General features: G+C 62.0%; 16 protein-coding genes. 1 reads left to right on the forward strand and 15 read right to left on the reverse strand.

What is annotated here, in order from left to right:
• Positions 1-14: 14 nt before the first annotated feature.
• From mlaE to ASE31_RS25855, 15 genes are all read right to left on the reverse strand, one after another.
• Positions 15-797: a lipid asymmetry maintenance ABC transporter permease subunit MlaE gene (mlaE, locus tag ASE31_RS25785; RefSeq protein WP_057205087.1), complete on the reverse strand. Its 783-nt coding sequence runs from the start codon at positions 795-797 to the stop codon at positions 15-17.
• On the reverse strand, positions 794-1,612 hold the full coding sequence (locus tag ASE31_RS25790; RefSeq protein ID WP_057205258.1) for an ABC transporter ATP-binding protein: 819 nt from the start codon (positions 1,610-1,612) through the stop codon (positions 794-796). The genes mlaE and ASE31_RS25790 overlap by 4 nt, the downstream gene beginning before the upstream one ends.
• Before the next feature lie 307 nt (positions 1,613-1,919).
• A complete protein-coding gene (locus ASE31_RS25795) occupies positions 1,920-3,398 on the reverse strand; it encodes a glutamate synthase subunit beta (RefSeq protein WP_057205089.1) in 1,479 nt (492 codons plus the stop codon).
• Positions 3,399-3,451: 53 nt separating this feature from the next.
• The gene (locus ASE31_RS25800) at positions 3,452-8,188 is read right to left on the reverse strand and encodes a glutamate synthase-related protein (protein ID WP_057205092.1); all 4,737 of its coding nucleotides are present in this window, start codon (positions 8,186-8,188) and stop codon (positions 3,452-3,454) included.
• Between the two features lie 179 nt (positions 8,189-8,367).
• The gene (locus tag ASE31_RS25805; RefSeq protein ID WP_057205095.1) at positions 8,368-9,069 is read right to left on the reverse strand and encodes a transposase; all 702 of its coding nucleotides are present in this window, start codon (positions 9,067-9,069) and stop codon (positions 8,368-8,370) included.
• Between the two features lie 127 nt (positions 9,070-9,196).
• On the reverse strand, positions 9,197-10,132 hold the full coding sequence (locus ASE31_RS25810; RefSeq protein ID WP_057205098.1) for an SAM-dependent methyltransferase: 936 nt from the start codon (positions 10,130-10,132) through the stop codon (positions 9,197-9,199).
• Positions 10,129-10,761 carry a DUF1415 domain-containing protein gene (locus ASE31_RS25815; protein WP_057205101.1) on the reverse strand — a complete coding sequence of 211 codons (633 nt, stop codon included), beginning with the start codon at positions 10,759-10,761 and terminating at the stop codon, positions 10,129-10,131. The genes ASE31_RS25810 and ASE31_RS25815 overlap by 4 nt, the downstream gene beginning before the upstream one ends.
• A gap of 103 nt (positions 10,762-10,864) precedes the next feature.
• The gene (locus tag ASE31_RS25820; protein ID WP_157412663.1) at positions 10,865-12,037 is read right to left on the reverse strand and encodes a deoxyguanosinetriphosphate triphosphohydrolase; all 1,173 of its coding nucleotides are present in this window, start codon (positions 12,035-12,037) and stop codon (positions 10,865-10,867) included.
• Positions 12,038-12,103: 66 nt separating this feature from the next.
• Positions 12,104-13,255, reverse strand: coding sequence for a 3-dehydroquinate synthase (gene aroB / locus ASE31_RS25825; RefSeq protein WP_369819500.1), 1,152 nt, complete (start codon positions 13,253-13,255; stop codon positions 12,104-12,106).
• A 173-nt stretch (positions 13,256-13,428) separates the two neighbouring features.
• Positions 13,429-14,940, reverse strand: coding sequence for an Ig domain-containing protein (locus ASE31_RS25830; RefSeq protein ID WP_235514769.1), 1,512 nt, complete (start codon positions 14,938-14,940; stop codon positions 13,429-13,431).
• Between the two features lie 12 nt (positions 14,941-14,952).
• Positions 14,953-17,091 carry a type IV pilus secretin PilQ gene (pilQ, locus tag ASE31_RS25835; protein ID WP_157412664.1) on the reverse strand — a complete coding sequence of 713 codons (2,139 nt, stop codon included), beginning with the start codon at positions 17,089-17,091 and terminating at the stop codon, positions 14,953-14,955.
• Positions 17,088-17,633, reverse strand: coding sequence for a pilus assembly protein PilP (locus tag ASE31_RS25840; RefSeq protein WP_057205113.1), 546 nt, complete (start codon positions 17,631-17,633; stop codon positions 17,088-17,090). The genes pilQ and ASE31_RS25840 overlap by 4 nt, the downstream gene beginning before the upstream one ends.
• The gene (locus tag ASE31_RS25845) at positions 17,630-18,328 is read right to left on the reverse strand and encodes a type 4a pilus biogenesis protein PilO (RefSeq protein ID WP_057205116.1); all 699 of its coding nucleotides are present in this window, start codon (positions 18,326-18,328) and stop codon (positions 17,630-17,632) included. Before ASE31_RS25845 ends, ASE31_RS25840 begins: the two co-directional genes overlap by 4 nt.
• 3 nt (positions 18,329-18,331) lie before the next feature.
• The gene (locus ASE31_RS25850) at positions 18,332-18,940 is read right to left on the reverse strand and encodes a PilN domain-containing protein (protein WP_057205118.1); all 609 of its coding nucleotides are present in this window, start codon (positions 18,938-18,940) and stop codon (positions 18,332-18,334) included.
• Positions 18,937-20,016, reverse strand: a complete 1,080-nt coding sequence (locus ASE31_RS25855) for a pilus assembly protein PilM (protein ID WP_057205121.1) — start codon at positions 20,014-20,016, stop codon at positions 18,937-18,939. The genes ASE31_RS25850 and ASE31_RS25855 overlap by 4 nt, the downstream gene beginning before the upstream one ends.
• 266 nt (positions 20,017-20,282) lie before the next feature.
• Here ASE31_RS25855 and ASE31_RS25860 point away from each other — a divergent pair, with 266 nt between their 5' ends.
• On the forward strand, positions 20,283-22,694 hold the full coding sequence (locus ASE31_RS25860; RefSeq protein ID WP_057205124.1) for a penicillin-binding protein 1A: 2,412 nt from the start codon (positions 20,283-20,285) through the stop codon (positions 22,692-22,694).
• The last annotated feature ends 44 nt before the right edge of the window (positions 22,695-22,738 follow it).

A 22,738-nucleotide genomic window follows, 5' to 3' on the forward strand; every position in this document is an offset into this window, starting at 1 on the left:
CCGGCGGCCCGGCGTCAGATGCTGAACATCAGGGCGGTGAGGAGGAAATCCAGCGCCAGCACCGCCAGCGAGGCCATCACCACCGTGCGCGTGGTCGCGCGGGACACGCCCTCGGGCGTGGGCTTGGCGGCATAGCCCTGGAGCAGCGCCACGAAGGTGACAGTGACACCGAACACCACGCTCTTGAGAACGCCATTGCCGACATCCTTCCAGACATCGACCCCGCCCTGCATCTGGCTCCAGAAGGCCCCGGGGTCGATTCCGATCAACACCACGCCGACCACCCAGCCGCCGATCACACCGACGGCGCTGAACACGGCGGCCAACAGGGGCATGGTGATGACGCCGGCCCAGAAACGCGGCGCCAGGATGCGGCGCACGGGGTCCACGGCCATCATCTCCATGGCGCTGAGCTGCTCGCCCGCGCGCATGAGGCCGATCTCGGCCGTGAGCGAGGTGCCTGCCCGGCCGGCGAACAGCAGCGCCGTGACCACGGGACCGAGCTCGCGCACCAGCGACAGCGCCACCAGCATGCCCAGCGCCTCGGACGAACCGTAGCGCTGCAGCGTGTAGTAGCCCTGCAGGCCGAGCACGAAGCCCACGAACAGGCCCGAGACGGCGATGATGGCCAGCGAATAGTTGCCCAGGAAGTGCACCTGGTCGCGCACCAGCGACGGCCGCATGAAGGTGGCACCGAACAGTCGCACCAGGCGCACGAACAGGTGCGCCGCGGCGCCGATGTCGGCCAGTTGCTGGCGCACGGCCAGGCCCACGTCGGAAGGTTGGTACCAGCTCACAGGCCTATCCCCCCGGCAGGGCCGAAGTCCTGCTCCGCCGTGGGCCCCGGGTAGTGGAAGGGCACCGGCCCGGTAGGCAGCGCGTGCACGAACTGGTGCACCAGCGGGTCCTTGCTGGCACGCACCTCATCGGGCGTGCCCTGCGCGGCGACCACGCCTTCGCCGAGGATGATCACGTGGTCGGCCAGGCGGAAGGTTTCCTCCAGGTCGTGCGAGACTACGATGCTGGTCAGCCCCATGGCATCGTTGAGCTGGCGGATCAGTTGGGCAGCGGTGCCCAGGGAAATGGGGTCGAGCCCGGCAAAGGGCTCGTCGTACATGACGAGTTCAGGGTCGAGCGCGATGGCACGGGCCAGCGCCACGCGCCGGGCCATGCCGCCCGAAATCTCGCTGGGCATGAGGTCGCGCGCACCGCGCAGGCCCACGGCATTGAGCTTCATGAGCACCACATCGCGCACCAGCGCCTCGGGCAGGTCGGTGTGCTCGCGCAGCGGAAAGGCGACGTTCTCGAACACATCGAGGTCGGTGAACAGGGCGCCGAACTGGAACAGCATGCCCATGCGCCGCCGCGCAGTGTAAAGGCCAGCCGCGTCCATCTTCCCCACATTCTGGCCATCGAACAGCACCTCGCCCTGCTGGGCTTGCTGCTGTCCGCCGATGAGGCGCAGAACCGTGGTCTTGCCCCCACCCGAGGCCCCCATGAGCGCCGTGACCTTGCCGCGCGGCACGGTCAGCGACACGTCGCGCAGGATGGCGCGGTCACCGTAGGAGAAGGTGACGTTGCGCAATTCGGCAAAAGGCGAAGGCTCAGGCATGCAGAAGAAAAAGGGTGGTATGCAGAAACGATGGTCCGCGCACACGGCAAACCCTGCGCGCAACACAGCAGCGATGGTAGCCGAATCCACAAACATACATACATGTATGTTTGCACTTGCCCGATACGGGTTGTGCGAACCTGCCCAGGACACCAGTGTCTGGTATTCCCGGAGAGACATTGCTTCCAATTGTGCCTATATCCAGCGTCGCGCGTGCGCAACGGTCTTTCCTGGATGGGCACCCTGCGGCACACCATGAAAAACGGCGCCACCAGGGCGCCGCTCTCAGCCGTTGCCTTGCCAGCAATCAGCGCGGCAGATCCGAGTAGCCCATGAGGAACTCATCGACCGAACGCGCGGCCTGGCGGCCTTCGCGGATGGCCCAGACCACCAGGGACTGGCCACGGCGGATGTCGCCTGCGGCAAACACCTTGGGGGCGCTGGTGGCGTAGCCGCCATCGAACTCGGTGGTGGCGCGGGCGTTGCCACGGGCGTCCTTGTCGACACCGAAAGCTTCGAGCACGGCCGCCACGGGGCTCACGAAGCCCATGGCCAGCAGCACCAGGTCGGCCTTGAGGATCTGCTCGGAGCCGGCGACCTCGACCATCTTGCCGTCCTTCCACTCCACGCGCACGGTCTTGAGGCCGGTGACCTTGCCCTTCTCGCCGATGAACTCCTTGGTGGAGATGGCGAATTCGCGCTCGCAGCCTTCTTCATGGCTGGAGCTGGTGCGCAGCTTGATCGGCCAGTAAGGCCAGGTCATGGGGCGGTTCTCGACCTCGGGCGGCTGGGGCATGAGTTCGAACTGCGTGACGCTGACGGCACCATGGCGGTTGCTCGTGCCCACGCAGTCGCTGCCGGTGTCGCCGCCACCGATCACGATGACGTGCTTGCCGTCGGCGCGCAGCTGGTTCTTGAGCTTGTCGCCGGCGTTGACCTTGTTCTGCTGGGGCAGGAACTCCATGGCGAAGTGGATGCCATCAAGGTCGCGGCCGGGCACAGGCAGATCGCGGCTCTGCTCGGCGCCGCCGGTGAGCAGCACGGCGTCGAACTCGGCCTGCAGTTGCTCGGGGGTGATGGTTTCCTTGGCCCAGTTGGTGACCTTGGAGCCCTTGCCCAGACCGTCTTTGGCGGCACCGACGAAGACGCTGGTGCGGATGGTTACGCCTTCGGCCTTGAGCTGATCGGCACGGCGGTCGATGTGCGTCTTCTCCATCTTGAAGTCGGGGATGCCGTAACGCAGCAGCCCGCCGATGCGGTCGTTCTTCTCGAACAGGGTCACGTCGTGGCCGACGCGCGCCAGCTGCTGGGCCGCAGCCATGCCGGCCGGGCCGGCGCCGATCACGGCAACCTTCTTGCCGGTCTTGTGCTTGGGCGGCAGGGGCTTGACCCAGCCCTCTTCCCAGGCGCGGTCGATGATGGCGTGCTCGATGGACTTGATGCCCACGGCGTCGTCGTTCACGTTGAGCACGCAGGCTGCCTCGCAGGGTGCGGGGCAGATGCGGCCGGTGAACTCGGGGAAGTTGTTCGTGCTGTGCAGCACGGCGATGGCGCTCTTCCAGTCGGCCTGGTAGACCAGGTCGTTGAAGTCCGGAATGATGTTGTTCACCGGGCAGCCGCTGTTGCAGAACGGCGTGCCGCAGTCCATGCAGCGCGCGCCCTGCACCTTGGCCTGGGATTCATCCAGGCCGATGACGAATTCCTTGTAATGCTTCAGGCGCTCGCCGACGGGCTTATAGCCCTCTTCGATGCGCTCGTACTCCATGAAGCCGGTGGTCTTTCCCATGATTGCGTGTCCTTGTCTATGAATGCTGTGCAGGTGTTCGGTCGGGCAGCGCCTTACTTGGCGGGCACGGCCACGTTCTTGGAGGCCGGGGCCACCGCGGGGGTGGCAGGCTCCTCGAGCACCTTGCGTTCATAAATCTCGGCCAGCGCGCGCTTGTACTCGGTCGGGAAGACCTTGACGAACTTGCTGCGCGATGCCGCCCAGTTGTCGAGCAGTTCGCGCGCGCGCTTGCTGCCCGTCCAGCGGTTGTGGTCTTCCAGCAGCTTCTTGAGCTGGGCTTCGTCGGTCTGGCCGTTGTGCCAGATGGCGCGCGGCACGGTGGATTCCTGCTCGGACGAGGGCAGGATGCGTTCGAGCGTGACCATGGACATGTTGCAACGCGTGTCGAACTGGCCGTCTTCGTCGTAGACGTAGGCCACGCCGCCGCTCATGCCAGCCGCGAAGTTGCGGCCGGTCTTGCCCAGCACCATCACGGTGCCGCCGGTCATGTATTCGCAGCCATGGTCGCCCGTGCCTTCGACGACCGCCGTGGCACCCGAAAGGCGCACGGCAAAGCGTTCGCCGGCCACGCCGCTGAAGAAGGCTTCACCCGTGGTGGCGCCGTACATCACCGTGTTGCCCACGATGGTGTTGCGCACCGAATCGCCCCGGAAGTCGATGCTGGGGCGCACGACGACGCGGCCGCCCGACAGGCCCTTGCCGGTGTAATCGTTGGCGTCGCCGATCAGGTACAGCGTGATGCCGCGCGTGAGGAAGGCGCCGAACGACTGGCCGCCCGTGCCTTCGAGCTGGATGCGGATGGTGTCGTCCGGCAGGCCTTCGGGGTGGGCACGCGTCACGGCCCCCGAGAGCATGGCGCCCACGGAGCGGTTGACGTTGCGCGCCACCTCGATGAACTGCACGCGCTCACCCTTGTCGATGGCCGGGCGGCTGCGCTCGATGAGCTTGCGGTCGAGCGTGTTCTCGATGTTGTGGTCCTGCACGTCCACGTGGAAACGCGGCACGTCGGCGGGCACGTTGGGCTGGGCGAAAAGGCGGCCGAAGTCGAGGCCGCGGGCCTTCCAGTGGGCGATGCCGGAGCGCGTGTCCAGCAGGTCGGCGCGGCCGATCAGGTCGTCGAACTTGCGGATGCCGAGTTGGGCCATGATCTGGCGCACTTCTTCGGCGATGAAGAAGAAGTAGTTGACCACGTGCTCGGGCTTGCCCGAGAACTTGGCGCGCAGCGCGGGGTCCTGCGTGGCCACGCCCACCGGGCAGGTGTTCAGGTGGCACTTGCGCATCATGATGCAGCCCTCGACAACCAGAGGCGCCGTGGCAAAGCCGAATTCGTCGGCTCCGAGCAGCGCGCCGATGGCGACGTCGCGGCCGGTCTTCATCTGGCCGTCGGCCTGCACGCGCACGCGGCCGCGCAGGCGGTTGAGCACCAGGGTCTGCTGGGTTTCGGCCAGGCCGATTTCCCAGGGGCCGCCTGCGTGCTTGATGGACGACCAGGGCGATGCACCCGTGCCGCCGTCGTGCCCGGCGATCACGATGTGGTCACTCTTGCACTTGGTGACGCCTGCAGCAATCGTGCCCACACCGACTTCGGACACCAGCTTGGTGCTGATGCTGGCGTGCGGTGCCACGTTCTTCAGGTCGTGGATGAGCTGCGCCAGGTCTTCGATGGAGTAGATGTCATGGTGCGGCGGGGGCGAGATCAGGCCCACGCCGGGCACGCTGTGGCGCAGCTTGCCGATGTAGTTGGAGACCTTGCCGCCGGGCAGCTGGCCACCTTCGCCGGGCTTGGCACCCTGGGCCATCTTGATCTGGATCTGGTCGGCCGAGGACAGGTACTCGGCCGTGACGCCGAAGCGGCCCGAGGCCACCTGCTTGATGCGGCTGCGCAGGGAGTCGCCGTCCTGCAGGGGCAGGTCGACTTCGACGTTCTCGGCGCCGATGACGCTCTTCAAGGTGTCGCCGAGCTTGATCGGGATACCCTTGAGTTCGTTGCGGTAGCGCGCGGCGTCCTCGCCGCCTTCGCCGGTGTTGCTCTTGCCGCCGATGCGGTTCATGGCCACGGCCAGGGTGGCATGCGCCTCGGTGGATATGGAGCCCAGCGACATGGCGCCAGTGGCGAAGCGCTTGACGATTTCCTTGGCGGACTCGACCTCGTCCACGGGGATGGCCTTGGCAGGGTCGATCTTGAACTCGAACAGGCCGCGCAGCGTCATGTGGCGCTTGCTCTGGTCGTTGATGATCTGCGCGTATTCCTTGTACGTATTCCAGTTGTTTGCACGCGTGGAGTGCTGCAGCTTGGCAATGGCGTCGGGGCTCCACATGTGCTCTTCGCCACGCGCGCGCCAGGCGTATTCGCCGCCGGCGTCGAGCATGGTTTCGAGCACCGGGTCGTCGCCGAAGGCGGCCTTGTGCATGCGGATGGCTTCCTCGGCGATCTCGAACACGCCGATGCCTTCAACGCGGCTGGCGGTGCCCGTGAAGTACTTGCCCACGGTGTCGGTGTTCAGGCCGATGGCCTCGAACAGCTGAGCGCCGCAGTAGCTCATGTAAGTGCTCACGCCCATCTTGGACATGATCTTGGACAGGCCCTTGCCGATGGCCTTGACATAGTTGTAGATGGCCTTGTCCGGCGACAGGTCGCCGGGCATGTTCTTGTGCATCTCGGCCAGGGTTTCCATCGCGAGGTAGGGGTGCACGGCTTCGGCGCCGTAGCCGCCCAGCACGGCAAAGTGGTGCACTTCGCGCGCAGTACCGGTCTCGACCACCAGGCCGGCCGTGGTGCGCAGGCCAGCGCCCACCAGGTGCTGGTGGATGGCCGACAGGGCCAGCAGTGCGGGGATGGCCACCTGGGTAGCACTCACGGCGCGGTCGCTGACGATCAGGATGTTGGCGCCGCCCTTGATGGCGTCCACGGCCTGCGCGCACAGCGAGGCGAGCTTGGCTTCCACGCCCTCACGGCCCCAGTCCAGCGGGTAGGTGATGTCGATGGTGGCGCTCTTGAACTTGCCCTGCGTGTACTTTTCGATGTCGCGCAGCTTGGCCATGTCGGCGAAGTCGAGCACGGGCTGGCTCACTTCGAGCCGCATGGGCGGGTTGACCTGGTTGATGTCCAGCAGGTTGGGCTTGGGGCCGATGAAGCTGTTGAGCGACATCACGATGGCTTCGCGGATCGGGTCGATCGGCGGGTTGGTCACCTGGGCGAACAGCTGCTTGAAGTAGTTGAACAGCGGCTTGTTCTTGCCCGAGAGCACGGCCAGCGGGCTGTCGTTGCCCATGGAGCCGATGCCCTCCTCGCCATTGCGGGCCATGGGGGCCATCAGGAACTTGATGTCCTCCTGCGTGTAGCCGAAGGCCTGCTGGCGGTCAAGCAGTGGCAGCGTGGCGGCTTCGGGCGCAGGCGCGTCGGCTGCGGCGTCGATGCTGTCGAGCTTGATGCGCAGGTTTTCGATCCACTGCTTGTAGGGCTTGGTGTTGACGACGTTGGCCTTGAGCTCCTCGTCGTCGATCATGCGGCCCTGCTCCAGGTCGATCAGGAACATCTTGCCGGGCTGCAGGCGCCACTTGCGCACGATCTTGTTCTCGGGGATGGGCAGCACGCCCGATTCCGAGGCCATGATGACCAGGTCGTCGTCGGTGATGCAGTAGCGCGAGGGGCGCAGGCCGTTGCGGTCCAGCGTGGCGCCGATCTGGCGGCCATCGGTGAAGACGATGGAGGCCGGGCCATCCCAGGGCTCCATCATCGCGGCATGGTATTCATAGAAGGCGCGGCGGCGCTCGTCCATGGTGGTGTGCTGCTCCCAGGGCTCGGGGATCATCATCATCACGGCCTGGCTGATGGGGTAGCCGGCCATGGTCAGCAACTCGAGGCAGTTGTCGAACGTGGCGGTGTCGGACTGGTCGGCGAAGCTGATGGGGTAGAGCTTGTGCAGGTCGGCCGCGAGCACGGGCGAGGCCATCACGCCTTCGCGCGCCTTCATCCAGTTGTAGTTGCCCTTGACGGTGTTGATTTCACCGTTGTGCGCCACGTAGCGGTACGGGTGGGCCAGCGGCCATTCGGGGAAGGTGTTGGTGGAAAAACGCTGGTGCACCAGACCGATGGCCGAGACGCAGCGCTCGTCCTGCAGGTCCATGTAGTAGGTGCCCACCTGGTCGGCCAGCAACAGGCCCTTGTAGACCACGGTGCGGCTGGACATGCTGGGAACGTAGTATTCCTTGCTGTGCTTGAGCTTGAGGTTCTGGATGGCGGCGCTGGCGGTCTTGCGGATCACGTACAGCTTGCGCTCCAGCGCGTCCTGCACGATCACGTCGTTGCCACGGCCGATGAAGACCTGGCGCAGGATGGGCTCCTTCTTGCGCACGGTGGGCGACATGGGCATGTCGACGTTCACTGGCACATCGCGCCAGCCGAGCAGCACCTGGCCTTCGGCCTTGATGGCGCGTTCCATCTCCTGCTCACAGGCCAGGCGCGAGGCATGCTCCTTGGGCAGGAAGATCATACCCACGCCGTACTCGCCGGCCGCAGGCAGCGTGACGCCCAGCTTGGCCATCTCTTCGCGGTACAACGCGTCGGGGATCTGGATCAGGATGCCTGCGCCGTCGCCCATGAGCTTGTCGGCACCCACGGCGCCACGGTGGTCGATGTTCTCCAGGATCTTCAAGGCCTGCGTCACGATGTCGTGACGCTTGACGCCCTTGATGTGGGCGACGAAACCGAGGCCGCAGGCGTCGTGTTCGTTGGACGATGAATACAAACCGTTTTGTTGGAGATGCTGGATCTCGGCAGCCGTGGTCATGGCGCACTCCTCATGAATTTTCGCAGGGAGTGCAAGATTAGTGCATTGCAACATGCAATGCAAGCATATTAATTGGGGTCAGATTCTAATTAAATTAACTAACTGAATAAGTCGGATTTAATTGGGGACATATCAAAATAAAAGAAGTCGAACGGCGGTAGGCACCTTGGCAGGCAGGCTCAGGCTTCCAAATCTGCTGGCATCGGGGGTCGGCCCGGCTTGGCCTTGGCCACCCTGCGGGGAGTCAGCTTTTGCAGGTCGGCCACGAAGTCGGGCTCGCCCAGGGCCCAGCCGCTCAGCGCAGATTGCGTGATGGACTGGATCTGCTTGTCGCCCAGGCCCGACTGCACCAACCCTGCGTAGGCAGCTTCACGCGCGAAAGGCGTGTTGCCCAGCGCCCAGTACAAGGCATGGGTGGTGAGCAGCTTGTCGGTGCGCAGCCCCAGCCAGTGGCCATGGCTGGACCAGGGGTAGTCCGCTGCGCGCGCAGCCATGCCGGCGCGCACGGGGTTGAGGTCGATGTAGACCATGCACGCCAGCAGGTAGCGCTCCGACTGGATGACGGTGGAGCGGTAGCGCCCCTCCCACAAGGTGCCCGTGCGGCCATGGCGCTGGTTGAAATAGCGCACGTAGCTGCGGCCGATGGACTGCATCATCTGTGGCAGACCGTCGTCGGTGGACGGCGTGGCCAGCAGGTGGAAGTGGTTGTCCATGAGCACGTAGGCATGCAGGGCCACCTGGAACTTGCGCGCATTTTCATCCAGGAGCACCAGCATGGCCTCGAAGTCGGCGCGGTCCAGGAAGATCGCCTGGCGGTTGTTGCCCCGCTGGATCACATGGTGGGGAAAGTCGGGCAGCGTCAGTCGGGGCAGGCGGGCCATGGAAGGCAGATGGTCGGAAGAATGGTGCGGGATAGGCATGATATACCTGTCCCCATTTCCGTCGCCATGCCGCGAGGGCCGCCAACTGGCCGACGATGTCCGCGCTCCACGGGCATCCGGCGAGGCGCTAAGGCGCAGCAGCTTCGGCGCTATCCACCTGTGCCTCGGCCAGGGGCTGCAGCCCGAACCGCCCGGCCATCGCCTTCTCCAGCCCCATTTCGCGCAGGATGGCGCGCAGCCGCTCGGCCGCGCTGCGCTTCTTCTGGCCCGTGTAGCGCGCAATGATGAGTTCGTTCTTCATGCTGTGCTCCCAGCCCACGAGCTCGGTCACCGTGACCTGGTAGCCACTGGCCTCCAGGTACAGGCAGCGCAGCACGTTGGTGACCTGGCTGCCCAGTTCGCGCGTGTGCAGGGGGTGGCGCCACAGCTCGGCCAGGGGCGTGCGCGCCAGTTGCAGCGCCTTGCCCTGGCGCAGGCAGGCGGCCATCTCGGCCTGGCAGCAAGGCACCAGCACCATGGCGCGAGCACGCTTTTGCAGGCCGAAGGCGATGGCATCGTCGGTGGCGGTATCGCAGGCGTGCAGGGCGGTGACCACGTCGACCTGGGCGGGCAATTCGGCGGCATCGGCGGATTCGGCGACCGACAGGTTCAGAAAGGACATGCGCCCGAAGCCCAGCCGCTGGGCCAGCACGCGCGACTTGTCCACCAGCTCGCTGCGCGTTTCGATGCCATAGATATGGCCGCGCGAGAGCGCCTTGAAATACAGATCGTAGAGGATGAAGCCGAGGTAGGACTTGCCCGCGCCATGATCGGCCAGGCTGGGGCTGTGCCCTTCGGCCGACAACTCGGTGAGCAGGGGCTTGATGAAGTTGAACAGGTGGTACACCTGCTTGAGCTTGCGCCGCGAATCCTGGTTGAGCCGCCCATCGCGCGTGAGGATGTGTAGCTCCTGCAGCAGCTCGATCGACTGGCCTGGACGCAGTTCGGACAGCAGATCCGCTTGCGGCGACGCGGCCCCCTTGCCCGCAGGCTTTGCACTTTGCTTGTTGCGGGGCGCGTTCATGCGGCACCTCCCACCGCTGGGGCAGCGGCGCAGCCGGCACCAACCTGCAGAGCCCCCCACCCCGGCATGCCCAGTTTTTCAAGCACTTCGATATTGCGTTCGTAGATGGTCTCGGCCTCGGGAAAGACTTCCACCGCGCGGTCGATGCTTTCTTCGCGCAGCAGATGCAGTGTGGGGTACGGGGATCGGTTGGTGCAGTTGGTCACGTCATCCACGCTGGTGCCGGCAAACTGGAACTGTGGATGGAAACTGGCGATCTGCAGCGTGCCGTCGAGTTCGAGTTCTTCGAGCAGAACGTCTGCCTCGCCGAGAAAATCGTTGAAATCCAGGAAATCCGCCAACAGCGGCGTGGGCACGACCAGCAAGGTCGTGTCCCGGACGGCAGCCTCCATCCTCGCCAAAGCAAGCAGCTCTTCACGCAGATCGGCCAGCAGCTGCTGTGCATCGACGGCGGCACTCACCACATAGTGGATCTGCCCTTTGGCGTGCACACCCTTGGCAAAAGGACACAGGTTCAGTCCGATGACGGCCCGCTCCAGCCATTGCACCGTGTCGCGGACGACCGGGTGCTCAGCAAGGGGCAAAGAGACCTCGGTCGATGGCGAGGCCGCAGAAGAAAGGGTGTTCATGCAAAGGCGCTGGGCGCGCGCGGGGGAGTGGCTTGCGATTTTAACGGGCGGGACTCAACCAGGTCTTTTGCCACCCTTTTTGGCCGGATCCGGCGCCCATCCGTCAGTCGAGCAGGCGTTGCCCCGTCAGGCGCTCGTGCTCGCGCGCGGCGAAGCGGTCCGTCATGCCTGCGATGAAGTCGGCAATCGCACGCGCCTTGGCCGTGCCATCACTGGTGCTGGCCTGCTGCGCAAAGGCGGGGTTCATCTCTTGCGGCGCCTGCACATAGGCGGCGAAGAGGTCCCGCACGATCTGCTGCGCACGCCCGGTGGTCTCCATCACCTGGGGGTGGCGGTACAGGTTCTTGAACAGGAAGCGCTTGAGCACCGTGGATTGCTCCCGCATGGCATCGCTGAACATCACCAGCGGCGCAGACTGCCGCACCGCGTCGGCGCTGTCCGGCGCCGCCTGCACGAGCGCCGCCGAGGTGGCGTCGATCACGTCGTACACCTGGGCACTGAGCATGAGACGGATGGCCTCGAACAGCAGGCGGCGGTGCATGGCGGCATCGTTCAGGTGCGGGTGCGCGGCCTGGGCCGCATGGCGGTACTGGTCGAACAGGGGCACCTCGCGCAGTTGCGCCAGGGTGATGAGGCCCGAGCGCACGCCATCATCAATGTCATGGGCGTTGTAGGCGATCTCGTCGGCGAGGTTGCACAGCTGGGCCTCCAGGCTGGGCTGTTCGCGGCGCAGGAAGCGCCCACCGACCCCGCTGGGTTCGGCGTCTTCGAGCTGCTGTGCGTGTGCACGCGAACAGTGTTTGAGGATGCCCTCGCGCGTCTCGAAGCTGAGGTTCAGGCCGTCGAACTGGGGGTAGCGCTCCTCCAGCTTGTCCACGACCCGCAGGCTTTGCAGGTTGTGCTCGAATCCACCATGGTCGGCCATGCAGGTGTGTAGCGCATCCTGCCCGGCGTGGCCGAATGGGGTGTGGCCCAGGTCGTGCGCCAGCGAGATGGCCTCGACGAGGTCTTCGTCGATGCGCAGCGAGCGCGCAATCGACCGGCCCAGTTGAGCGACTTCCAGCGAATGTGTCAGGCGCGTGCGGAACAGATCGCCTTCGTGGTTGAGGAAGACCTGGGTCTTGTAGACCAGCCGGCGAAACGCCGTGGAATGCACGATGCGGTCGCGGTCGCGCTGGTACTCCGTGCGGGTCGGTGCCGGCGCCTCAGGATACCGCCGCCCCCTGCTCTGCGACGACAGGCTGGCATAGGCGGCAAGGCCGGCTGTACTGGTCAAAGTGCCTGTTGCCACTTGATAGGTAATGGTGCAGCTGCGCGGACAGGACAGAGGCCCGCCACGCCGTTACCGGCAGCACGCATCAATCACCTCCCGGACCAACTTGTCTGGAGCGGGGCGGACAATCGCCTTGCCAGGACCATCGATGAGCACGAAGCGAATTTCACCCGCCTCGGATTTTTTGTCGATGCGCATGAGCTCCAGGTAACGGCCAGCATTGTCCGCCGCATCGAGCACCGGGCCCCTGGTGGGCAGACCCGCCCGCTCGATCAGTGCGACGAGCCGCTGCACGAATGCATCGTCAACCAGGCCAAGCCGCAGGGAGAGTTCGGCTGCCATCACCATGCCGGCACCCACGCCTTCGCCATGCAGCCACACGCCATAGCCCATGCCCGCCTCGATGGCATGGCCAAAAGTGTGGCCGAAATTCAGAATGGCCCGCAGGCCTCCTTCGCGTTCGTCCTGGCTGACCACCCAGGCCTTGATCTCGCAGCTACGGCGCACGGCATGGGCCAGCGCGACCCGGTCACGGGCGCGCAGCGCATCCACAGAGGATTCCAGCCACTGCATGAACTCCATGTCTGCAATGGGCCCGTACTTGAGCACTTCAGCCAGCCCAGCGCTCATCTCGCGCGCGCTCAGGGTGTCGAGCGTGGCCAGGTCGCAAACCACCAGCCGGGGCTGGTAGAACGCACCCACCATGTTCTTGCCCAGCGGGTGGTTGATGGCCGTCTTGCCCCCCACCGATGAGTCCACCTGCGCGAGCAAGGTGGTGGGGATCTGCACGAAGGGAACGCCCCGCATGTAGGTCGCGGCGGCAAAGCCGGTCATGTCGCCGATGACACCGCCACCGAGCGCAAACAGCACGGCCTTGCGGTCGCAGCCATGGGTCAGCAAGGCATCGAAGATGCGCTGGAGGGTCTCCCACCCTTTGAACTCCTCGCCATCCGGCAGTTGCACCGTGTGCACAACGGGGTAGCGCTTGCGCAATGCCTGCACCACAGCGGTCCCATACAAAGGGCCTACGGTTTCGTTGGTGACGACCAGCGCCGAAGTGCCGCTGGGCAGCTCGAGACCTTCTTGCAGGCCGCCAAGGAGGCCTGCACCGATTTCGATGTTGTAACTGCGATCTCCCAGATCAATGGAGACCATGTGGGAGACGATGCCTGCCGTGGGTGCGGGGCGAGAAGCGGGGGTCAGATCGACGGTTTCAGACATAAGCCCCTAGTTTACGCAGAATGCCAACGCCCCCGTCAAGGAGACAGCACGGGCGGCACTTTCCCATGGAAAAAGCCCCGTGGGTCAGGACCCACGGGGCTTTTAAATTTTCCTGCGAGGCGCTCAGCAGATCCGAGACCTTCGAATCCTGCCGAACGCCCTCTTGGACCCTGTCAAGGGCAAGCTGCCGTGTTGGCACCGATCTGCACAGACACCTGCTGGGTCACGGTGACCGTACCGCGGGTGGCCGTCACCAAGAACCTGGCATTGCACGATGCGGTGGGGGTGCCGCTGATCACGCCGCTGTTGCCCGTGCTGCCACCTCTCAAGCCTGCTGGCAAAGGAGTAGGAGCGAAAGTCCAAACTACAGGGTCCGTAGAATTTCCACCGGAAACCGACAGGCTGTACAGGTAGGCTTCACCGACATTCGCTGCAGGCAACGAACACACCGTGGTTCCCGTGCTCACACAGCCGTTCACTGTCAGGGGATTCGGCACTGAAGCACCAGCAGCTACCGTGAACTTCACATTGCCCGATGCCTTGGCACCAAGAGAATCGACCACCGTGATTACACCGGTGTACGAGCCGGGTCCCTGGGGCACGCCACTCACGATACCGTCATTGCTGATGGAAAGACCACTTGGCAGTGCAATGGCAGACCACGTATAGGGACCAACCCCCCCTTGAACAGGGAACACTGCGGCGAAAGGCAGGCCAACGACCGCGTCTTGGTCCGTTGGCGTGGGCAGGGTCAAGGGCGCCAAGGCCACGTTGTCCACGACAGGAACCGCATGAAGCGCTGTCACCGGATCCTGGATACCATTGGTGACGTCATTGTCAAACCGGTCGGTGACATATTCCAGCACGATGGAGCCATTGTTGGGGCCGCTTGCAAGTGAGAATAGCCCCACGCCACCAATCGTGCGCACCTGCAATACGCTACCCGACTGGTTTCCCTGCAGCAAGCGCGCACCCACTGCAGCCTGACCGATCGGACGAATGCTTACTTGAAGATTCGGAGCCGAAGGCGCGGGAATGGGTTGGTTCGCATCATCCATGACAAACGCCTGCACACCGATATTGTTCCGATAGGGCGCCCGACTAATGCTGTCTCGCGAAAGCAGAACGCCCGGCGCTTCAGCAATACCTGTGACGCTGGAGACCTTGCCTGTCGCAGCACCCACCACAATATCCACGCTCGCGCTATAAACCCGCTTATCACGAGGATCAGTCACCGAGCACACCACGCGCGCTGTCCCCGCCTGGTCGCTGGAGTGGAAGTGGAAGGAAGCACCGCCAGCATTGGCGCCGAGAACCACTGCACGATATGCCAACGCATTTCCATCGTCGTCTTCATGCTCACTATCACCATCCAGATAATACAAGGCACCAGAATCCAAACCCTGTACGATATTACAGGCGAAGATATCTTCGCCACCAGGAATCGCATTGGAACCTACGCGCGCATCCACATACAAGGTGGTGGTGTAAGGAGCAAACGCGCCTGTGTTAGCCCTTACATGAGCGATATTTATAGGGAGTTGAGACTTCGCAGTGCTCAAAGTGATGCGGTATTGGAGATTGGACTCTCCTCCGCTCCCCCCACCGCCACCACAAGCCGCCAGTAAGGCTGCAGCGGAAGAGAGGAGAAAGGTCTTCCATAATTTTTTCATTTTCTTTCCCATTTCAAAAAAACTTTAGCGGAATGCCGAGCGATCGGTGATGACTTTTGGCGTGATGAAAATCAGCATTTCCTGCTTGTTGGCTGATTTCGTGCGTGTTTTGAAAAGATTCCCCACACCCGGAATATCGCCCAACAGTGGGACCTTGGTCTCCGTATTGTCCTCAAACAACTCAAAAATACCACCAATCACAACAGTTCCACCATTCTCCACCAGCACTTGTGTCTTGATGTGTTTGGTGTTGATTGCCCGGACATTGTTCAGCACTTCACCAGGGCTGTCCTTGTTGACATCCAGATCAAGAATGATGTTTCCTTCGGGAGTGATCTGAGGGAGCACTTCCAATTTAAGAACAGCCTTCTTGAACGCAATCACAGTACCGCCGTTGGGCGCAGTTACCGGATAAGGAAACTCCGTACCTTGCTCAATGGATGCCTTGGTCTGGTCCGCAGTCACAACCCGGGGGCTGGATACGATCTTACCTTTGCCATCTGCCTCCAAAGCAGAAATCTCAAGATTCAAAAACCGATTGGCAGCCGAGTTGAAAATAGATATAGCAAAACTGGATGGATCGTAGCCGCCAATGGCAGTCGCAGGCAGATTGACAAAGTTACCATTTGTGTTGACAGCACCACCAGCGGACGTAGAGGCTACTGCATTGCTGTAATTGGTGCCAAATCCAATCCGGTTGCCGCTGGTTCCCAACGAGTATCCGCCATCTCCACCGCGAGCGGCGCGAAGGTCTGTAGCCCCGAGACGCACACCAAGAGAGCGCCCGAAAGTGTCCGATGCCTCCACAATACGCGCTTCGATCATTACCTGGCGGACCGCCACATCCAAGGTGGAGAGAAGCTGTCGCACCTCTTCCAGCTTATTGGCCGTATCCGTCACGAACAGTTGATTGGTCCGGGGTTCGGCAATTGCACTCCCACGCTCGCTCAGAAATCGATTGGAGGTGCTACCACCACCACTAGCCGTGGTGGAAAGTTGCACCACCATATCCACCGCCTTTGCATAGTTCATCTGGAATGCCTGGGTTCTGAGAGGCTCCAGCTTCTGGATGGCCAACGCGGCTTCGAAGTCCTTCTTGGTCCGGTCATCGATTTCGTCTTTGGGAGCGATCCAGAGCACCGAGCCGTTTTTTCTCATTCCAAGGCCCTTGGCGTCCATGATGATCTGCAGAGCCTGATCCCAAGGAACATCCTTGAGTCGCAACGTCAGCGCACCCGTGACGGTGTCAGAGGTCACGATATTGAAATTGGTGAAATCGGCAATCACCTGCAGCAATGAACGGACTTCAATGTTCTGAAAATTGAGCGACAGCTTTTCACCACTGTAGCCAGGCCCCTGGGTTAGTTTGGTCAAATCGACCTTTTTCTGGCGCACTTCGATCACGAACTGATTGTCGCTTTGGTAAGCACTGTGCTCCCACTCGCCCACCGGTTCGATCACCATGCGGACTCGCTCACCCTGCTGGGTGGTCGATATGATCTGTACGGGGGTCCCAAAGTCCGTGACATCCAGGCGCCTGCGCAAGCCTTCAGATAGGGAGGACTTCAGGAAATCAACCGTCAAGCCCTTACCAACGGGCCGCAGATCCACGCCAACTTGGTTGCTGGGCAGCGTCACGACAACCCTGCCTGAGCCATCCGCACCACGGCGAAAATCAACATCCTTGATAGCCATTACTTCAGCATTTGCGCTTTCTGCAAAACTCACTGGCTGCGAGGTGGTCGCGGCCGCTGGAGCCGCAGTGGTATCTAGATAAACCAGCACGGACTTGCCTTGAAGTTCCGTACGGTACGAAGACGCCTGCTTCAAATTCAGCACCACCCTTGACCGTCCAGGGGCCTGCACCAGATTGGCCGAACGGATATTTCCCTGATTGATCTGCACTGTCGATTTACCTAAGGCACTGGTCGTGTCAGGAAAATCCAAGGCAATGCGAGCAGGCGATTGAATCACGAAGCCGGTTGGCAATACTGCCACTGGCTCTGAAAAATCAATGCGGACAATCTCGACTCCGCCTTGCATCGCACCCGAGATATTTTCAATGGAGCCTTGCGCCCACGCCAGCGAAGACACTGCAACAGACGCCGCAAAAAGTGCGCTTCGATTAAAAAATCGCACCATACCAAAACTGTTCTGCTTCATTTTTTCACCCCTTCTTGCAACTCAAGCGACGTCGTACGTTCAATCCAGTCCCCAGTCGCATCCTGCACGATCTCACGCAGTTGAATGGCTGTTTCATTGATGGACGTGATTCGTCCATAACTCTGCCCAAGGTACTGCCCAACCGTGACCTGGTACAGCAACTTGTCGGCCGTGACCAAGGCGGCTGGTTGGCCTTTCTTTTGCAGACTGCCAACCATCTTGATGGTGTCCAGCGGATACGCCTCCAAGGGTTCTTTGCGGCGCGCCATCTCTGGTGCAATCAACGCCGCGTTGGAGGCGAGTTGCGACGAATCCCTGCGCAAAGCCTGTGTCAGCTTCAGAGGATTGAAAGGCTCCAGCTGCGCATCTGCCGTATAGGCCTCAGGCCTGAATTGTTTGGGCTCTGTGATCGGAGTGACGCGGGACTTGGCCTGAGCGCGCTCTTCACTGATCCACTGCCGCACTTCATCTTCACCGGACGCAACGCAACCCGTCAGCACCGCAATACAGGCCAGAATCAAACTGCTTTTAAGCGCTCTCATTTTGCAGGTCCCTTCGCCGCCGTCTTGCGTTGGGCTTGAATTTCCTCAGTATCCAGATAGCGGAAGGTCCGCGCTGTGGCGTCCATGATCAAAACACCGTTGGCCATGTCTCGGTCTTTATCTTTTCCCTGCGGCATACTAATTGCCACATCATTCAAAGTGACGATACGCGACAAATGAGCAATATCTGAAGCAAATGCTCCCATATCGTGGTATCTACCTGTGACCCGAACGGCGATAGGCAGCTCTGCATAATATTCGCGCACAACGACCTGCCCTGGCCGAAACAGCTCGAATTGCAAGCTACGCCCCAAGCCAGACTGGTTGATATCAGAAAGAAGCGCGGCCATCTCCGCCTTGCTGGGCAGTTGTTTTTCTAACTGGATAACGTATTGCTGGACCTGCTCGCGCTGCTTCTTCAATGCATCCAGGCTTACTGCCTTTTGGAGCTTCTTTTTGTAATCCTCGCGCAGTGTCAACTCGGTCGCCTTTTCCGTCTGCAATTCTGTCTCGTAGTCCGTCAGCTTGATGAACCAGAGCGCAGCAGCAACCGCTATAGCAATGAATAAACACAGGAGGAACCGCGGAAGCGGCGGCCACAGCGAAGGGTCCTTTGTGTCCAGATTGGTGAACTGGCGCTGCAGATTTGCAAACTGCTCAGACACGTCGACTTTTTGAACTTTGTTTTTTGCCATGGGTCAGCCTTTAGCAGAGCTTGCCGCTGTTTCCATCGCCTTGCGGGCTTCGCTGGATTTCACCAATTGGAAGCGCAGATTGAATGACGCCACCCGACGGGTATCGCGTGGAGTCAACGCCACGTTGCTAGCCACGATCTCAACCAGCTCAGGCTTGGACAACCAGGGCGTGTTGTTGGAAAGATTGCGCAGCATTTCCGAGATGCGCTCGTTGGACTGCGCAACGCCCTTGATTTCGATCGACTGGTTGGTCTGCTTCAAACTTGTCACATACACCCCGTCAGGCAGTTGCTTGACCAGCTCCGTCAACAAGTGAACCGGCAGATTGCGGTCCGCCTGCAGATCTTCCACGGCTTTCTGGCGGGCGCGCAGCGCAGCGATTTCTTCTTCGATCGTGGCGATTTCCTTGATCTGGCCCTCAAGCACCTGAATTTCAGCCTTGAGAACCCCATTTTTGGCCTGCTGGTCCGCAATCAGCGTTTGCAGAACCCAGTAAATCAGCCCGGCGATCAGCAAGCCGACGATGGCAGAAGCCACCATCGTCGCCTGAAATCCTTCGCGGCGGCGCTTTCTGGCGGCTTCCCGGTGGGGGAGTAAGTTAATCAATATCACTGCAGGAACCTCCGCATGGCAAGGCCGCACGACGTCAGATAGGACGGCGCCTCGCGCACCATCTTCTTGAGCCGTACCGAGCTTCCGATTTCCATGCCATCAAAAGGATTGGCCAGACTGCAGGCGAAACCTGTTTGCTGGGTGACCGCTTCCGTCAAGCCGGGCAGCGGAGCAGAACCGCCCGCCAACACGATGTGATCGATGCGGTTGTGCGGCGTGCTGGTGAAAAAGAATTGCAATGCCCGGGCGATTTCCTGGGCCATGTTGTCCACAAAGGGCCGCAACACCGCTGCCTGGTAATCCTCGGGCAGATCGCCGTTGCGCTTCTTGTTCTCGGCCTCTTCGACCGAAAAACCATACTGCCGGACAATCAATTGGGTCAGTTGCGCGCCGCCGAATGCCTGGTCGCGGTCATACACCACCTCGTCATTGCGAATGACCTGCATGCTGGTGGTCACGGCGCCCACCTCGAACAATGCCACCAGGGCGTCCGTACCCTTGTTGGGCAAGGCTTCGATCAGGCGGCTGGCCGCCAAGCGGGAGGCATTCGATTCAATGTCCACCACCACCGGCTTGAGCCCGGCGGCTTCTGCCAGCCCCTGCCGGTCCTGCACTTTTTCCTTGCGGGATGCGGCAATGAGCACTTCCACATCACCCGGGGAACTCTTGCTGGGTCCTATGACACAAAAGTCCAGACTCACCTCGTCCAGAGAGAAAGGAATGTACTGATTTGCTTCAGACTCCACCTGCACTTCCAGTTCCTGCTCGGTCATGCCGCCAGGCAGCGTGATCTTTTTGGTGATCACGGCCGAGGGCGGTAAAGCGAGCGCCACATTTTTGGTGCGGGTGCCGCTTTTCTTGACGAGGCGACGCAGGGCTTCCGCCACTTCGTCGAATTTTTCGATATTGCCATCGGTGATCCAGCCGCGTTCCAGCGGCTCGATGGCGCAGCGCTCAAGGACCAGGCCTCCCGCCTTGTCCCGCCCCAACTCGACCAACTTGACGCTGGATGAGCTGATGTCGATACCCAGCAGAGGCGCAGCCTGGCGACTGAACAAAGATCCCGTTGAGATCAAGATGGGTCCCCTGTAACTTGTCTAAATGACGCAACAAAACTTAACACTTCACATGAATGCTATCAGTAAGATAGTTCACCGGCAAAGAATTTTCCCCATCTGATCTGTTCGAAGCGTTGCCAAAACCACACGATCTCCTGAGTGGCTTCTGCGCAATTGCAAGACCGCAAAGCGGCCGCCATGACCGTTGGTCGGGGCCTTTTGGTCGTTTGCACTGAAAGAGGCTCCGACATTTTTATAATGCAGGCTCCACCAATCGGAGCGATATGCCGCCGCCCTCTTCTTCTCAGCAAAAGCCAACCGACCCTTCGACTGCCGCTTCCGCGCCCTCCCGCCCCACCTGGCTTCGCTGGTTGATTCGCTTCGTGCTGTGGACCACGGGTCTCGCCGTCGCGGGCGTGCTCGGGCTGCTGCTGACCATTGCGGTGGCGCTGTCGGTGGCCTACCCCAACCTGCCGGACATCTCCGATCTGGCGGACTACCGCCCCAAACTGCCTCTGCGGGTCTACTCCTCCGAGGGCGCGTTGCTGGGTGAATTCGGCGAAGAGCGACGCAACCTCACGCCCATCCAGGAGATCCCCAAGGTCATGAAGGACGCGGTGCTGGCCATTGAAGATTCGCGCTTCTTCCAGCATGGGGGTGTGGACTACAAGGGTGTGATTCGCGCCGCTCTGGCCAATCTGGGCCGCGTCAAAAGCCAAGGGGCTTCGACTATCACAATGCAGGTGGCGCGCAATGTTTATCTGTCCTCAGAAAAAACATTTACTCGCAAAATTTACGAAATATTACTGACATTCAAGCTGGAGCATATGTTGACCAAGGACCAGATCCTTGAGATTTACATGAACCAGATTTACCTGGGCAACCGCGCCTATGGATTTTCTGCGGCTGCAGAGGCTTACTTCGGCAAACCACTTAAATCCATTTCGATTGCCGAAGCAGCCATGCTAGCCGGCCTGCCCAAGGCGCCTTCAGCCTACAACCCCATCAGCAACCCCAAGCGTGCCCGCTCGCGCCAGCTGTACATCATCGAGCGCATGGAAGAAAACGGCTTCATCACCGCGCAGGAAGCCATCGCCGCCAAGAAGGAAGACCTCAAGATCCGCAGCGGCCCGGATGCCACCCGCATCCATGCCGAGTACGTGGCCGAAATGGCGCGCCAGCTCATTTTCACGCAGTATGGCAACGAGGCCTACACCCGGGGCCTGAACGTGTACACCACCCTGAATGCGGGGGAGCAGGAAGCCGCCTACACCGCACTGCGCCGAGGCATCATGGACTACGAGCGCCGCCAGCAGTACCGCGGCCCCGAAAAATTCGTGGCACTGCCCACCACCGCTCAGGAAGTCGAAGATGCTGTGGACGATGCCCTGGCCAACCACCCCGACAACGGTGACGTGCTGGCGGCCGTGGTTCTGGAAGCCGGGCCGCGCAAGATCGTTGCCGCCCGGGCCAATGGCGACAATCTGGAGATCACGGGTGACGGCCTCAAGCCCGCCCAGTCCGGCCTGAGCGACAAGGCACCTCCCAATATCAAGATCCGCCGCGGCGCCGTGATCCGCGTGGTCAAGACCCCCAAGGGCGCCTGGGAGATCACCCAGTTGCCCGAGGTCGAGGGCGCCTTCGTGGCGCTCGACCCGCGCAACGGCTCCATCCGCGCGCTGGTGGGTGGCTTCGACTTCGACAAGAACAAGTTCAACCATGCGGCCCAGGCCTGGCGCCAGCCCGGCTCCAGCTTCAAGCCGTTCATCTACTCGGCGGCGCTGGAAAAGGGCTTCACCCCGGCTACGGTGATCAACGACGCCCCGCTGTTCTTCGACGCGGGCACCACCGGCGGCCAGCCATGGGAACCCAAGAACTACGACGGCAAGTACGACGGCCCCATGACCATGCGCACGGGCCTTGCGAAGTCCAAGAACATGATCTCCATCCGCATCCTGCAGGCCGTGGGCCCCAAGACCGCGCAGGAATGGGTATCGCGCTTTGGATTCGATGCCGAGAAGCACCCCGCCTACCTGACCATGGCCCTGGGCGCAGGCTCGGTCACACCGCTGCAGATGGCTTCGGCCTACTCGGTGTTCGCCAACGGCGGCTACCGCGTGAACCCCTGGCTGATCGCCAAGGTCACCGACCACAAGGGTCGCGTCATTTCCGAAGTCACGCCACCGGCCGTGTCCGAACTGCCGCGCGCCATCGACGCACGCAACGCCTTCGTGATGAACAGCCTGCTGCAGGAGGTCACCCGCTCCGGCACGGCCGCACGCGCGCAGGGCACCCTGAAGCGCCCGGACATCGGCGGCAAGACGGGCACCACCAACGATTCGGTGGACGCCTGGTTTGCCGGTTACCAATCGACCATCGCCGCAGTGACCTGGATCGGCTACGACACGCCGCGCAACCTGGGCAGCCGCGAAACCGGCGGCGGCCTGAGCCTTCCGGTGTGGATCAGCTTCATGGAACGCGCGCTCAAGGGCGTTCCCGTGAGCGAGCCGGTCGTGCCACCCGGCGTGGTCAACGTCGGTGGAGAATGGTTCTACGAGGAATATGCGCGCAACGCAGGCATTGCCAGCGTCGGACTGGAGGAACAGCAGCGCACCACCGGCGGACCTGATGTGGCGCCGCATGCGCCGCCACCGACGGAAGAGCGCAACCGCATACTCGACCTGTTCCGCAACTGAGCGCCACCGCTTGAGATCAAGGGCCGCCGCGTGCGGCCCTTTTC

Origin of the sequence: Acidovorax sp. Root217, assembly GCF_001428645.1 — a bacterium.
Taxonomy (GTDB): Bacteria; Pseudomonadota; Gammaproteobacteria; order Burkholderiales; family Burkholderiaceae_C; genus Acidovorax.